Origin of the sequence: Marinactinospora thermotolerans DSM 45154, from assembly GCF_900167435.1 — a bacterium.
Lineage (GTDB): Bacteria > Actinomycetota > Actinomycetes > Streptosporangiales > Streptosporangiaceae > Marinactinospora > Marinactinospora thermotolerans.
The window spans coordinates 538,073-551,823 of the sequence record NZ_FUWS01000002.1 but is presented as its reverse complement, the minus strand read 5'-3'; the positions used below and the strand labels follow the sequence as shown (position 1 = coordinate 551,823).

The 13,751-nt window shown below is 71.7% G+C and carries 13 protein-coding genes and 1 riboswitch; of the genes, 6 read left to right on the top strand and 7 right to left on the bottom strand.

Features of this window, described 5'->3' with window-relative positions:
- On the top strand, window positions 1-1,236 hold the full coding sequence (locus B5D66_RS05425) for a DUF418 domain-containing protein (protein WP_078760476.1): 1,236 nt from the start codon (window positions 1-3) through the stop codon (window positions 1,234-1,236).
- Between the two features lie 28 nt (window positions 1,237-1,264).
- On the opposite strand, the gene thiE is transcribed toward B5D66_RS05425, so the two are convergent.
- The gene (gene thiE / locus B5D66_RS05420; protein WP_235000766.1) at window positions 1,265-1,915 is read right to left on the bottom strand and encodes a thiamine phosphate synthase; all 651 of its coding nucleotides are present in this window, start codon (window positions 1,913-1,915) and stop codon (window positions 1,265-1,267) included.
- Window positions 1,916-2,019: 104 nt separating this feature from the next.
- The gene (locus tag B5D66_RS05415) at window positions 2,020-2,379 is read right to left on the bottom strand and encodes an Rv2175c family DNA-binding protein (protein WP_078760475.1); all 360 of its coding nucleotides are present in this window, start codon (window positions 2,377-2,379) and stop codon (window positions 2,020-2,022) included.
- A 140-nt stretch (window positions 2,380-2,519) separates the two neighbouring features.
- Window positions 2,520-2,630: riboswitch (TPP riboswitch) on the top strand.
- Between B5D66_RS05415 and thiO the strand changes: the two genes are divergently transcribed.
- From thiO to pknB, 4 genes are all read left to right on the top strand, one after another.
- Window positions 2,599-3,786 carry a glycine oxidase ThiO gene (gene thiO, locus B5D66_RS05410; RefSeq protein WP_394330029.1) on the top strand — a complete coding sequence of 396 codons (1,188 nt, stop codon included), beginning with the start codon at window positions 2,599-2,601 and terminating at the stop codon, window positions 3,784-3,786. (Overlaps the previous riboswitch by 32 nt.)
- 66 nt (window positions 3,787-3,852) lie before the next feature.
- Window positions 3,853-4,053 carry a sulfur carrier protein ThiS gene (gene thiS / locus B5D66_RS05405; protein WP_078760474.1) on the top strand — a complete coding sequence of 67 codons (201 nt, stop codon included), beginning with the start codon at window positions 3,853-3,855 and terminating at the stop codon, window positions 4,051-4,053.
- 1 nt (window position 4,054) lies between these two features.
- Window positions 4,055-4,861 (top strand): thiazole synthase, encoded by an 807-nt coding sequence (locus B5D66_RS05400; RefSeq protein WP_078760473.1) that lies wholly within the window; start codon window positions 4,055-4,057, stop codon window positions 4,859-4,861.
- A 186-nt stretch (window positions 4,862-5,047) separates the two neighbouring features.
- Entirely contained in the window at window positions 5,048-6,973 is a 1,926-nt protein-coding gene (gene pknB, locus B5D66_RS05395) for a Stk1 family PASTA domain-containing Ser/Thr kinase (RefSeq protein ID WP_078760557.1), read from the top strand.
- 560 nt (window positions 6,974-7,533) lie between these two features.
- On the opposite strand, the gene B5D66_RS05390 is transcribed toward pknB, so the two are convergent.
- The 5 genes from B5D66_RS05390 to B5D66_RS05370 all read right to left on the bottom strand — a co-directional run bounded on the left by B5D66_RS05390 (window position 7,534) and on the right by B5D66_RS05370 (window position 12,342).
- Window positions 7,534-9,240, bottom strand: coding sequence for a sodium:solute symporter family transporter (locus B5D66_RS05390; RefSeq protein ID WP_144389974.1), 1,707 nt, complete (start codon window positions 9,238-9,240; stop codon window positions 7,534-7,536).
- Complete coding sequence (locus tag B5D66_RS05385; protein ID WP_078760471.1) at window positions 9,237-9,620, bottom strand: hypothetical protein; 384 nt, start codon at window positions 9,618-9,620, stop codon at window positions 9,237-9,239. The genes B5D66_RS05390 and B5D66_RS05385 overlap by 4 nt, the downstream gene beginning before the upstream one ends.
- Window positions 9,617-10,351, bottom strand: a complete 735-nt coding sequence (locus B5D66_RS05380; protein WP_078760470.1) for a LytR/AlgR family response regulator transcription factor — start codon at window positions 10,349-10,351, stop codon at window positions 9,617-9,619. The genes B5D66_RS05385 and B5D66_RS05380 overlap by 4 nt, the downstream gene beginning before the upstream one ends.
- A gap of 151 nt (window positions 10,352-10,502) precedes the next feature.
- Window positions 10,503-11,675 carry a sensor histidine kinase gene (locus tag B5D66_RS05375; protein ID WP_078760469.1) on the bottom strand — a complete coding sequence of 391 codons (1,173 nt, stop codon included), beginning with the start codon at window positions 11,673-11,675 and terminating at the stop codon, window positions 10,503-10,505.
- Window positions 11,676-11,739: 64 nt separating this feature from the next.
- Window positions 11,740-12,342 carry a sulfite oxidase-like oxidoreductase gene (locus B5D66_RS05370; RefSeq protein ID WP_078760468.1) on the bottom strand — a complete coding sequence of 201 codons (603 nt, stop codon included), beginning with the start codon at window positions 12,340-12,342 and terminating at the stop codon, window positions 11,740-11,742.
- Between the two features lie 279 nt (window positions 12,343-12,621).
- Between B5D66_RS05370 and aroF the strand changes: the two genes are divergently transcribed.
- Complete coding sequence (gene aroF, locus B5D66_RS05365; protein ID WP_078760467.1) at window positions 12,622-13,668, top strand: 3-deoxy-7-phosphoheptulonate synthase; 1,047 nt, start codon at window positions 12,622-12,624, stop codon at window positions 13,666-13,668.
- Window positions 13,669-13,751 lie beyond the last annotated feature (83 nt).

Sequence of the window (13,751 nt, the reverse complement as noted above, 5' to 3'; positions counted from 1 at the left end):
ATGAGCCCGCCCGCCGCCCCGTCCCCCGGCCCCGTTCGCGCGTCCGAGCGGATCCTCGCCCCCGACCTCGCCCGGGGGTCGATGCTGCTCCTGATCGCGCTGGCCAACACCCCCTGGTACATCTGGGGACGGGAACTGAGCGGCTACTCCGTGCATCCCACCGAGGGATCACTGCTCGACCGGGCCGTGCAGTTCGTGATCATCACCGCCGTGGACGCCCGCGTCTACCCGATGTTCGCGTTCCTCTTCGGCTACGGGATGGTGCAGCTGCTCCGGCGTCAGACGGCCGCGGGGGTGCCGGAGCGCTCGGCGCGCGCCCTGCTGCGCCGGCGCAACCTGTGGCTCCTGGTGTTCGGGTTCCTCCACGCGGCGCTGCTGTGGATGGGCGACGTGCTCGGCGCCTATGGCCTGGCCGGCCTGGTCCTCGGCGCGCTCTTCCTGCGCCGGCGCGACACCACGCTGCTGGTCTGGGGCGGTGTCCTGGCCGCGCTGCTCTTCCTGGCCGGGATCCTGGCGGTGCTGGGCGCCGTCGCCCTCACCCTGCTCGGGGGGTCTTTGGGCGCGGGCGACCTCATGGCGGGGTTGAACGCGAGCGTGACCACGGGGAATTACGCGACCTCGGTGGTGGAGCGCGTCCTGTTCTGGCCCTCCGCGGTGGTCGACCAGGGACTGTTGTCCATGTCCGTTCCGATCGCGATCCTGCTCGGGTTCTGGGCGGCACGGCGACAGATCCTGGAGGAACCGCACCTGCACCTGCCCCTGCTCCGGACGGTGGCGGTCGTCGGTGTCGGCCTGGGCCTGCTGGGGGGAGTGCCGAACGCGCTGCACCACCTCGGCGCCCTGCCCCTGCCGGCCGAGCAGGGCTGGGTGTTCGTCTTCACCCAGACGGCCACCGGCCTGGCCTGCGGGATCGGTTATGTGGCGCTGTTCGGGCTGCTGGGGCACCGCCTGGCCGGCCGTGCCCGGCACGGCCTGGCCATCACCGCCGTCACCGCCGTGGGCCGACGCTCGCTGTCGGCCTACCTGGCCCAGTCGGCCCTCTGCGCGCCGTTGCTGGCGGCCTGGGGTCTTGGGCTCGGAGGCGAGTTCGGTAGCGCGGCCATGGCGGCCTTCGCGCTGGGCGTCTGGCTGGTCACCGTCGCCGGCTGTTACGCGCTGGAGCGCGTGGGGCGGCGTGGCCCCGCCGAGGCGGCGCTACGCCGGCTCGCCTACGGTCGCGCGGCCGGCCGGAGCTGATCCGGCCGACCGCCGGTAGAGGTGGGCCTCAGCCCGCCTCCGTCAGCCTGCGGCGGAATTCCGCGGCGGCGGCACGGGGATCGGCGGCCTCGGTGATGGCCCGCACGACCACGACACGACGGGCGCCCGCCGCCACCACCTGGTCGAGGTTGTCCAGGTCGATGCCGCCGATGGCGAACCAGGGGCGGGCGGTGGCCAGACCCGCGGCGTACTCCACGAGGGGGATCCCCGCCGCGGGACGGCCGGGCTTGGTCGGTGTGGCCCAGACCGGTCCGACGCAGAAGTAGTCCACCCCCTCCTGCTCGGCGGAGGCCGCGGCGGCCGACGGGGAGTTGTTGGAGCGCCCGATCAGCGGCCCATCGCCGACGATTTCACGGGCGTAGGGGACCGGCAGGTCGTTTTGGCCCAGGTGCAGCACGTCGGCCCGGACGGCGCGGGCGATGTCCGCGCGATCGTTGACGGCCAGCAGCGCGCCATGGCGTTCGCACGCCTCGCGCATGACCTCCAGCGCCTCCAGCTCCTGACGGGCCTCCAGCCCCTTGTCGCGCAACTGGACGATGTCGACGCCGCCGGCCAGGGCCTCGTCGAGGAACCCGGCCAGGTCGCCTCGTTCCCGGCGGGCGTCGGTGCACAGGTAGAGCCGGGCGGATTCCAGGCGTTCTCGCAAGCTCGCATTCACGCCGCCCAGGTTAGGGCGTGCGGCGCGCCCTCCCGCGCGCCGGCCCACCCTGGACGGGAGGCGTGGCCGGACGGCCGGCCACGCCCGTCGGGTTCACCGTCAGGTCACAGCAGCATGGCCTGGGCACGGCGCCGGACTTCGGTGCCGCGGTTGGCCCGCAGTGCGTCGATGGGCGAGCCCGGCAGCGACTCATCAGAGGTGAACATCCACCGCAGGGACTCCTCCGGGGCGAACCCGCAGTCGGCGAGCACGGTCAGGGTTCCGGGAAGTCCCTTGACGATCTCGCCGTCGGTCACGAAGGCCGCCGGAATCGACAGTTCGCCGTCACGCACGGCCCCGGCGAGTCGGTGCTCGCGGACGAGCTGTTTGATGCGGTTGGGGCTGACGTTCAGGGCCTTGGCGGCCTCCCGGAGAGTCAGCCAGTCGCCGACGAGGGCGTCGGTCTCAGGGTCGATCTGCGTCACGTGACCCAATTTCCCACACCCTTTCCCCTCCCAAACCCGGTTTCCGCCGGTGATCGCTCTAGGCGTAGCCGCCGCCCGCCCTGCCCAGAGCCCCTCCGCGGTCCCCTCGAAAGGGCGCCACTAGGATGGGCGCGAGGACACGAGAACCCCGCGGGAGCCGGGCGGACCCGGCTGAGAGGGAGGCTGACCGCCTCCGACCGCACGAACCTGATCCGGATCATGCCGGCGAAGGGAGCGGAGGGCGACATCATGCGCACGACGACCGACTTCGACGTGATCGTCGCCGGCGGTGGACTGATCGGCCTGGTCACCGCCTGGCGGGCGGCCCGGCTGGGGCTGCGCGTGGCGGTCGCGGCGCCCCACACCCCGGGCGAAGCGTCGGGGGTGGCCGCGGGCATGCTCACCCCGGCCACCGAGGCGACGTTCGGCGAAGAGGCGCTCATGCGCTTCGGGCTCCTCTCGCGCGACCGCTATCCGGAGTTCGTCGCCGAACTCCGCGCCGACAGCGGGCATGACGTGGGCTACCGCACGGAGGGCACCCTCCAGGTCGCCTTCGACACCGACGACCTGGCCAGGCTCACCGAATTGATGGAGCTCCAGGCACGGCTGGGCATCCAGACCCGGCGCCTCACCGGACGCGAGTGCCGAAGGCTGGAGCCGATGCTCGCCCCTTCCGTCCGCGGTGGTCTCCTCGCCCCCGACGACCACTCGGTGGACCCCCGCCGGTTGACGGCCGCGCTGCGCGCCGCCGCGGAACGGCACGGCGCGGCACTGGTGGACGCGAGGGTCGAGGAGGTCGCCGTCTCGGCGGAGCGGGTCCGCGGCGTCCTGCTGGACGACGGCCGGCGGCTGGAGGCCGACCAGGTCGTCCTGGCGGCCGGTACCTGGACTTCGCGTATCGGCGGGCTGCCCGAGGGGGTGGTGCCCCCGCTGCGTCCGGTCAAGGGCCAGCTGCTGCGGCTGCGCACCCCTTCGGGCGAGGAGCCGATCGTGACCCGCACGGTACGGGGGCTGGTCCGCGGCACCCCCGTCTACCTGGTCCCGCGTGTCGACGGCGAGGTCGTGCTCGGCGCCACCCAGGAGGAGATGGGCCACGACACCCGGCTCACCGTCGGGGGCGTCTGGGAGGTCCTGCGCGACGCCCGCGAGCTGGTGCCGGGGGTCACCGAACTGGAGATCGCGGAGACCTGCGTGGGCCTGCGCCCCGGCTCTCCCGACAATGAGCCGCTGCTCGGGCCGACCCGCGTGCCCGGTCTGCACCTGGCCGTCGGTCACTTCCGGCACGGCGTGCTGTTCACGCCGGCGACGGGCGACGCGATGGCCGAGGCGCTGACGACCGGGGAACTCCCCGACTACGCGCGCCGCTTCGCCGCGACCCGGTTCTCGCACGCCTCCGCGACCGTCTGAACAGCCGCACCCGTGCGGCCGGGCGGTCCGCGCCATCGCCCGGCCCAGGAAGGAAAGAGTGAAGCAGTGGACGTGATCGTCAACGGTGAGCGTCGCGATCTGGCCCCGGGCACCACGGTGGCCGACCTGGTGCGGTCGCTGACCGACGCAACGGGCGGCGTCGCCGTCGCCGTCAACGACGAGGTCGTACCGAAGGCCGCGTGGAGCGGTACCCCGGTCTCGGCCGAGGACCGCGTGGACGTGCTCACCGCGGTGCAGGGAGGCTGAGATGACCACCACCCCGACAACGGACGGTCCTGCGGTGTCGGCCGCCGTCGAACACGATCGGCTCGTCATCGCCGGTGAGGAGTTCGGCTCGCGGCTGATCATGGGCACCGGCGGAGCCCCCTCCCTTCAAGTGCTGGAGGAGGCGCTGCTGGCCTCTGGAACCGAGATGACCACCGTCGCGATGCGCCGGGTCGATCCCACGTCGACCGGTTCGGTCTGGGACGTGCTGCGCCGTAACCGGATCCGGGCGCTGCCCAACACCGCCGGCTGCTTCACCGCGACCGACGCGGTGCGCACCGCGCGGCTGGCCCGCGAGGCCCTGGAGACGAACTGGGTCAAACTCGAGGTCGTCGCCGACGAGCACACCCTGCTGCCCGACCCGGTGGAGCTGCTCGACGCGGCCGAACGGCTGGTCGACGAGGGGTTCGTCGTCCTGCCCTACACCAACGACGACCCCGTCCTCGCCCGCCGCCTGGAGCAGGTGGGCTGCGCCGCGGTCATGCCGTTGGGCGCGCCGATCGGCTCGGGGCTGGGCATCCGCAACCCGCACAACATCGAGTTGATCGTGGAGCAGGCGGGCGTCCCCGTCATCTTGGACGCGGGGATCGGAACCGCGAGCGAGGCGGCGTCGGCGATGGAACTGGGCTGTGACGCGGTGCTGCTCGCCACCGCGGTGACCCGGGCGCAGGAGCCCGTGCTCATGGCGTCGGCGATGCGTGACGCGGTCACCGCCGGCCGTCTGGCCCGGCGGGCCGGCCGTATCCCGGTACGCCGCTACGCGCACGCCTCCTCCCCCGCGGTGGACTGATCCGCCCAGGGCACGACAGCCGGCGGAAAGCGGCGTGACCGGACGCACACCGTCCGATCACGCCGCGCGACGTCCTCCCGGTCGCGGGCGGATCGGGGCCGGCCCCCGCCCGTGGCCTCCGCGTTTCGTGGCGGCACGCGGCCACGACCCGCCCGCATCGTCGCGATCGCCCGTAAACTCACCCTCGTGGACATGACGACTGCGGACCCGCTCGTTGGCGCGACCCTCGACCATCGCTACTCCATCGAGGCGCGCCTGGCGGGTGGAGGCATGGCGACGGTCTACCTTGCGCACGACCTCCGGCTGGACCGGCGTGTCGCGTTGAAGGTCATGCACACCTCGCTCGCCCAGGACCCCACCTTCGTGCGCCGCTTCATCAACGAGGCGCACGCCGTGGCCAAGCTGTCCCATCCCAACGTGGTCCAGGTCTACGACCAGGGGACCGACCAGGGGCGCGTCTTCCTGGCCATGGAGTACGTTCCCGGTCGTACGCTGCGCGACGTGTTGACGGCCCGCGGGCGCTTCTCCCCCGTCGAGGCGTTGCAGGTCATGATCCCGGTGCTGGCCGCCCTGGGCGCGGCGCATCGCGCCGGCATGGTGCACCGTGACGTCAAGCCCGAGAACGTCCTGATCGACCAGGAGGGGCGCGTCAAGGTCGTGGACTTCGGCCTGGCCCGGGTCATCGAGGCGACGCAGCAAGAGCTGACCAGGACCGGGACCCTGATGGGCACGGCGGCCTACCTGTCCCCCGAGCAGATCTCGCAGAGCCTGGCCGACGCCCGCAGCGACGTCTACGCCGCGGGCATCATGCTGTACGAGCTTCTCACCGGCGAGCAGCCGCACACCGGCGAGAACGCCATCACCGTGGCCTACCAGCACGTCAACGAGGACGTCCCTCCCCCCTCCCACATCGTCCCCGGCATCCCGCCCGAGGTGGACGAGCTCGTGCTCCGGGCCACCGAGCGCAACCCCGACTACCGTCCCGCGGACGCCGGCCGGTTCCTCGCCTCGTTGTTCGAGGTCCACCAGGCCCTGGGAGGCGGCACCGGCCCCAACGGGACGATGGTCGGCCATGCCCCGGGGGCCTCCTCCACAGGAGTGCCCGAGAGCGGGGACAGCGAGCTCAACCGGACCCTCGTCGTCGACCTCGATGAGATCGGCCTCGCCTCCGAGGGCTCCGGCCACCGACGGCGACGGAGCGGCCCCGGCGCGAACCTGCCGATCCTGCTCGTCGGCTCCCTGGTGCTGGTGGCCCTGCTGGGCTTCGGCTGGTGGATGCTGCTCGGTCGCTACGAGAGCGTCCCCGACCTGGTGGGGATGTCGCGCGAGCAGGCCCAACAGGAGCTGGCCAGCCACGGTCTGAAATTGGAGGTGGCCGAGGAGGCCGTCTACAGCGACGAGGCCGAGATCGACGCGATCGCCGAGTCGACTCCGGCGGCCAACGGCCGACTCCTTCCGGGCGAGACCGTGACGGTGGCCCTGTCCAAGGGACCCCAGAGCGTCGAGATGCCCGATGTCGTGGGCAAGCCCGTCGAAGAGGCGCGCACCCTGCTGGAGGACAACGGCATCACCCTGATCGAGGAGGAGACGACGGTCTCCTACGACCAGAAGTCCGGGACGGTGCTGTCCTCCGACCCCGAAAGCGGCGAGCAGGCCGATCGCGAGGAGGCGGTGACCCTGACGGTCAGCGCCGGCTTCGAGTTGCCCGACGTCGTCGGCCGTGACCAGGACGAGGCCAGGAGCCTGCTGGAGGACAAGGGGCTGCAGGTGGACGTCACCCAGAAGCCCAGCGACGACGTTCCCGCCGGACAGGTCATGGAGCAGAGCCCCGGCGAGGGCGCGGGGGTCGAGAAGGGGGTGACCGTCACCCTCACCGTCTCTTCGGGCCCCGAACAGGTCGAGATCCCCGACATCACCGGGTGGAAGGTCGACGACGCGAAGAAGAAGCTGGAGGAGCTGGGCTTCACCGTCACCGTCCACCGGATCCTGGGCGACCGGGTGACCGAGTACTCCCCCCAAGGCGAGGCGGAGAAGGGCAGTGAGGTCCAGATCTGGGCGACCCCGTTCGGGGGCGGCGACAGGGGCCGTGGACGTGGCGGCGACGACGACTGAGGTCCGCCCGCGGGAAGGACGCCTTCTGTCGCCCGGCTTCCAGCGCCGTCTTCGCCCGGCCTCTCGCCGGCCGGACGCCCGTGGTTTCGGGGGCGGTCTCCGGTAACGCGGGCCGGCGGCCCCGTGAGCCCGAAGCGGGGCCCGCGTACCGGGGGTGAGCGTCCCGACGCACCGGACCTCGTCCCCCTGAGGGGGTTCCCGTCGTGGCCGGGCCCGCGTCGGCGGATTCCGGCACGACGGTACCGCCCGGGCTCCACCCTCGTGGCGCCCGGGCGGCTCCTTCCGGCGCCGTTCCCCTCTTCGCTCCGACGGTTCCCCGGCCGTCTGGAGCGCGGCGCCGTTCCTCCCCCTGTTCATCCGGTTCCGGGCTGAGCCGGTTCCGGTCGGTCCAGGCCGGTTCGTTCCTCTCCGGCCCGTCCTGTGGCATCACACTAGGCCCAGTGGGGGGCCCGCGGAGAGGTTCGGGGCGTCTGATCGGCGGGCGGTGCGGCGGCGTCGCCACGCGGGGAACGGTTCACGCCGAACGGTCATCCTCGGACGATGAACGGTCATCCCCTGTGTCAGGACGCATGACCCGGCAGGTGCATACGGGCCAGCTTCTCGTCCACGTCCGCGGGCACCCGATGGCGGGTGCACCAGGAGACGGTGACCATCACGGCCAGCGTGAGCGGGAACAGGAACAGCGTCGGGGCCAGCGCGACGGCTCCGCCCTCCACGTCCGTCGTCCAGCCCAGCGCCCCGGCGCTCACGCACAGGGCCGTTCCGGCCATTCCGAAGAGCACCCCCGACGCGGCGCCCACGTCGGTCAGACCGCGCCACCAGATCCCCAGGAGAAGGAGCGGGGCGACGGTCACCGCGCTGACCTGGAACGCCACCAATGCCAGCACGTTGAGGCCCAGCTCGGTGACCTCGGGAACGAGCGCTATCAGGGCCAGCGGCAGGCCCAGGGCCAGGACCGCCCCACCCCAAAAGGCCCGGCGGTCGCCGGCTCCCGCGCACTGGGCGATCATCCCGGCGACCGCGGAGGTCAACGCGACCGACGCCGTGACCACCGCCGCCGCGGCCCCCGCGGCGAGCAGCGCGGTCAACACCATGCCGGTGGACCCCGGCAGGAGGCGCTTCGGCAGCTCCAACGGCAACAGGTCCAGCCGGCCGGTGACCAGGAGGTCGGGGGTGTGGACGCGGCCGAGTCCCCCGAGCAGGATCGGAGCCACGGAGAACACCGAGAGCAGGGCGAGTACCAGGATGAGCGTCCGGCGGGCCGATCTGGGCCCCGTGGTCCCGTAGAAACGGGCCACGAACTGTGGAAGGCCGATGACCCCCAGCACCAGCGCGAGGTAGATCGAATACCCGTCCCATGTGAAGGGGCCCATGTGCACCCCGTTCCACTCCCCCGTGTCGAGCACCGGCAGGAAGGAACGGTGGGGAACGGGGGCTCCCTCGGCGAAGGACATCCGGGTCCCGCCCTCGACCTCGTACATGCCGGGCTCCAACACGACCGCGCCGTCCTCGCCGGTGTAGGCGACCCCGTTGATCCGTCCCTCGACCCGCACCAGGGTCGACTCGGAGACCACGACGTGCTGCCCCTGGTCGATGTCGACCCCCATCGACTCGTGGAACACCGGCGGTCCCGACATCGTCCCGGTGTCCCCCCCGTGTCCCCACCACACTCCGGCCAGCACGAGGGCCGGCAGCCCGATGGCCACCAGCTTGAACCAGAAGTGCAGGGCCTGGAACCCCGTGCTGGATCCCCCGGCCGAACCGAGCACGACCGACAGCGTGAGGACGAGGAGCGCACCCCAGGCGCCCCATTCGGGCACGTGGGTCAGCTCCCGGGTGAGCATCCCGGCCGCGACGTACTGCACCAGCAGGTACAGCACGGAGGCGAGCACGACGCTCGCGGTGACGATCCGGCGCGCCACGCGCGAGCCCAGCCGCCACTCCGCGAAGTCGGAGGGACTGTAGGCGCCACTGCGTCGCAGGGGCGCGATCACCAGCGTGGCCAGCAGGACATAGCCCAGGGCGATCCCCGAGAAGAACCAGGCGCCGCGCACCCCGGAGGCCAGCACGATGCCGCTGGAGCCCAGGAACAGCACCGCCGAGAGGAACTCCCCGCACACCGCGGCCGCCGCCGACCTCGACGACACAGGGCGGACGGCGACGCTGAAGTCGGAGGTGGCGCGGGAACGGGTCAGGTAGCCGACGACCAGGAGCGTGGCCAGCAGAGCCGTGAGCGCCAGCAGCGCACCGCCCATCGGTGAGGTCACGGGAGGTCCCGTCGCGTCGCGCACCGGCACCGTTGTTCACCGCGTTCGACCATCCGCACGTAGCATCCCACCGAGAACAGGGCGAGCTGCGGCAGGAACATCACGAAGACGGCCCAGCCGAACTGGCTGCCGAAGAGCCTCGGGACGGCCCCGCACAGCAGGGGCGCCCCCATGGCGAGGAGCAGGCAGGGCAGCACACAGGCCGCGCCCAACAGGAGCTGGTGGCGCATGTGGGCGGCGATGTCGACCACGCGGCGCGGCGCGGGTGCGAGGGGCTGCGCTCCCCCCTGCTCCGTCAGGGCCTGCCGGGTGGCCGGACCGGCGACCACACTGCGCCGTGTCTTCGTGGCCACGCCGTCGAGGAGGGGCGGCTCGCTCACGCCGGTTCTTCCTCCCCCGGCGGCGGCGGCAGGAGGCGATCGCGTACCTCGCGGGTCTGTCTACGGCTCACCGGCAGCAGCTCGTCGCCGACTTTCACCCTGGTCCTCGTACCGTCGGAGTGCAGTTCTGAGACATGCCGGGCGGCCACCAACATGCTCCGGTGCACGCGCACGAAGCCGGCACCGGTCCAGGCGCGTTCCAGCGCCCCGAGGGTGCTGCGGATCAGGTAGCTTCCCTCCGCGGTGCGCAACCTGACGTAGTCTCCCCGGGCCTCGGCGTACCAGATGTCGGCGCGTGAGATGAAGCGGGTGCGCCCGGCGAGCTCCACGGCCACCCGCTCGGGCGAGGGGTCGGGGGCGTGGACGTGGGTCAGGCGTCCCAGGGTCTCGCTGAGACGCTCCTCCCTGAGGGGCTTGAGCAGGTAGTCGACGGCGCGCAGCTCGAAGGCGGTGACCGCGTGGTCCTCGTAGGCCGTGACGAAGACGATGGCGGGGGGCCGGGGCAGCGCCGAGATGAAGCGGGCGATGTCGATTCCGCTCGGTCCCGGCATGTGGATGTCCAGGAAGAGGACATCCAGGAGGCCGGCCGCGACACGCTCACCGATGAGCCGCATCGCCGTCGTGGCGTCGCTTGCCGTGACGACATCGGCCACACGGGGGTCACGCCGAAGCAGGTAGGCCATCTCCTCCAGTGCCGGAACCTCGTCGTCCACTGCGAGGACACGGAGCATGCCACTGAGAATGTCCGAGCCTTCTGCCAGCCGCAACCGTTTTACGGTAATGCGATGGGATCTCTATTTACCGCACTGTTATTTGCCCCATTTTTCCTTTTATTCCTGCGGGTGGCTCGCCCGACTCCGTCCGGAAGCAGGACAAGCGCCCTCATCCCCCCATCCCCTCGGGACGGAATTTCGGAATACGCAGGTTCACCTTGGTCCCCATCCCGATCCCGGTCTCGATGACCAGCCCGTAGGCGTCGCCGAACATGTTGCGCAGCCGCTCGTCGACGTTGGCCAGCCCGATCCCCGACGTCCCGGCGGCCTCCCCCGCGAGGATCGCGCGCAGACGTTCCGGATCCATTCCCACACCGTCGTCCTCGACGCTGATATGGGCCTCGGGACCGGCGTCACGGGCGGTCAGGCTGACCAGGCCGGTCCCCGTCCGCGTCTCCAGACCGTGCCGGATCGCGTTCTCCACCAGTGGTTGCAGGCACAGGAAGGGGACCTTCACCGAGAGCACCTCGGGAGCCACCCGGACCTTCAGGCTCAGCCGACCACCGAAGCGGGCCCGTTCCAGGGCCAGGTAGCGGTCGATCGACCGGAGTTCCTCCTCCAGCGTGGTGAGGTTGCGGGAACTACGGAAGGAGTACCGCGCGAAATCGGCGAAGTCGAGCAGGAGGGCGCGGGCCCGCACCGGATCGGTGCGGACGAAGGAGGCGATCGTCGTCAGGCAGTTGTAGACGAAATGCGGTGAGATCTGGAGCCGCAGCGCCCGCAATTGGGCGTCGGCCAGCCGGGCGCGGACCCGGTCCAGATCCGCGAGTTCGAGTTGGCCCGAGGCCCACCTGGCCACCTCGACCGTCGCCTCGGTGAGCGCGGGCACACCGGGCCGGCCGAACGCCAACAGCGCCCCCACCACCCGGTCGGCCACCGTGAGCGGGGCGACGGCGCCGCTTCCCAGGGGACACGCCGAGTCGTCACAGGAGGGCCGGGGCAGCGTCTGGGGCCGGCCCCCCGCGAGGACCGGCCGGGCGAGTTCGACGGCGTCGACGCATCCCGGCCCGGCGCCGTCCCAGGCCAGGAGCCCTTCGGCGTCGACGATGGCGACGGCGCGGGCCCCCAGCAGTACGCGCAGGTGCCGCACCGCCCTGCCCGCCGGACCACTGCGCAGCCCCTGGCGCAACGCGGGTGCCGCCAGCGCGGCGATGCCCAGGGTGCTCCTCGTCGTCTCGGCGACCGGCGCGGCGGCACGGCTGCGTTCGGCGGACACCCGTCGCAGCAGCTCGCAACAGCAGGCCAGGGCGATCAGGCCCGCGGTGATCGCGACATAGACCATGCGCCACAAGCTAGAGGATCGGCCTACGGCGGGTGGGGCGTTCTCGGGAGCCACCGCACCGGCTTCAGACCAAGGGTGGACCTTGTCCCGGTTCCTCCTGGTAGGAGTAGCGCTGCTCGGCCCAGGGGTCGGCGAGGTTGTGGTACCCCCTCTCCTCCCAGAAGCCACGGCGGTCGGCGGTCAGGTACTCGATCGCCCGCAGCCACTTGACGCTCTTCCAGGCGTACAGGTGCGGGACCACGAGCCGCAGCGGATGGCCGTGCTCGGGTGAGAGCGGCCGCCCCTCACGGTGCGTCGCCAGCAGGACCTCGGGGCGCAGGAAGTCGTCGATGCGCAGGTTGGCGCTGTAGCCGTACTCCGCCCACACCATGACGTGGGTGACCGACGGCGCCGGCGGCGCGAGTTCGACGAGCCTGGTCGCCGGAACCCCTCCCCATCGGCTGTCGAGGATGGTGAACCTGGTGACACAGTGGAAGTCGGCCACCACCTCGGTGACCGGTAACTCCGCGAACTCCGGCCATGTCCAGCGGTGACCTCGCGGATCCTGTGTCGCACCGTAGACACGCAGGTCCCAACGGTGCGGACGGAAACGGGGCACCGGCCCGTAGTGCACGGCCGGCCACTCGCGTGGCTCGTACTGTCCGGGGGGCAGTCGATGCTGCGACATCGCTCTCCTTCGTGGCCGTCCCGGCAATCCTGCCAGGCTTCCCCGGCCCGCCCGAGCAGACCCCGGTGTCGCGGCGGATACAACGAGGTGCGCTATAGTCACTGTTATGCAGCGGAAGTTTTGGCGCTTTTATGGCTACCGGCCCTTGGGTAGGACGGTCGCCCGACTAGCGCTGCGCTGACACGGACGACTTTCGAAGAGCCCCGGGCCGAACGGCCCGGGGCTCTTTTCGTTTTCCGGCTCTTCCCGATCTCACACCGATTGCTGAGGACGAAGCACATGGTCATCGTGATGGCTCCCGAAGCCTCTTCCGACAACATCGACGCCGTCGTCGAGCTGGTGGCCGCGGCGGGGGGCGAGGCCTATGTGACGCGCGGCGTGAGCCGGACGATCATCGGCCTGGTCGGCGACGTCGAGCGGTTCGAGGGGCTGGGGCTGCGCGCCCTTCCCGGGGTCAGCGACGTGCTGCGCATCTCGGCCCCCTACAAGCTGGTCAGCAGGGAGAACCACGTCAGCCGGACCGTGGTCAGCGTCGCGGGCGTGCCGATCGGCGGCGATGGGATGACGTTGATCGCCGGCCCGTGCGCGGTGGAGACGCCGGAACAGACGCTCAAGGCCGCCCTGATGGCGCGTTCGGCCGGTGCCGCGCTGCTCCGTGGCGGCGCCTACAAGCCGCGCACCTCCCCCTACGCCTTCCAGGGGCTGGGCGAGGCCGGTCTGCGGATCCTGGCGGACGTGCGGGCGGAGACGGGGCTGCCGATCGTCACCGAGGTCGTCGACGCGGCGGACGTGGAACTCGTCGCCTCCTACGCCGACATGCTCCAGGTCGGCACCCGCAACATGCAGAACTTCGCGCTGCTTCAGGCCGTCGGCGACGCCGGCCGGCCGGTCATGCTCAAGCGGGGGATGAGCTCCACCATCGAGGAGTGGCTGATGGCCGCGGAGTACATCGCCCAGCGCGGCAACCTCGACATCGTGCTGTGCGAACGCGGCATCCGCACCTTCGAGAAGGCCACCCGCAACACCCTGGACATCAGCGCGGTCCCGGTCGCCCAGCGCCTGTCGCACCTTCCGGTGATCGTCGACCCGTCGCACTCGGGGGGCCGACGCGACCTGGTGCTGCCGCTGTCGCGCGCGGCGATCGCGGTGGGCGCTGACGGACTCATCGTCGACGTCCACCCCCACCCCGAGACCGCCCTGTGCGACGGCCCCCAGGCGCTGGTCGGAGAGGACCTGGAGGAGCTGGCCACGCTGGTCCGGACACTGCCGAACGCGCTGGGCCGCGTCCTCACGCCGGCTCCGGAGGCGGTGGCCATGGGCGTGTGAGGCGCCGCATCCGGCTCCGCGGACGCCATCGACGTGTCACGACGCGAACGTCCGGGAGCCACCCGGGGCGGAGGCCAAGCGCC

Coding starts and splice junctions, on each gene's coding strand:
- B5D66_RS05425 (WP_078760476.1), top strand. CDS start 1: ATGAGCCCGCCCGCCGCCCCGTCCCCCGGCCCCGTTCGCGCGTCCGAG.
- thiO (WP_394330029.1), top strand. CDS start 2,599: ATGCCGGCGAAGGGAGCGGAGGGCGACATCATGCGCACGACGACCGAC.
- B5D66_RS05400 (WP_078760473.1), top strand. CDS start 4,055: ATGACCACCACCCCGACAACGGACGGTCCTGCGGTGTCGGCCGCCGTC.
- B5D66_RS05380 (WP_078760470.1), bottom strand. CDS start 10,351: ATGCTCCGTGTCCTCGCAGTGGACGACGAGGTTCCGGCACTGGAGGAG.
- B5D66_RS05375 (WP_078760469.1), bottom strand. CDS start 11,675: ATGGTCTATGTCGCGATCACCGCGGGCCTGATCGCCCTGGCCTGCTGT.
- B5D66_RS05370 (WP_078760468.1), bottom strand. CDS start 12,342: ATGTCGCAGCATCGACTGCCCCCCGGACAGTACGAGCCACGCGAGTGG.
- aroF (WP_078760467.1), top strand. CDS start 12,622: ATGGTCATCGTGATGGCTCCCGAAGCCTCTTCCGACAACATCGACGCC.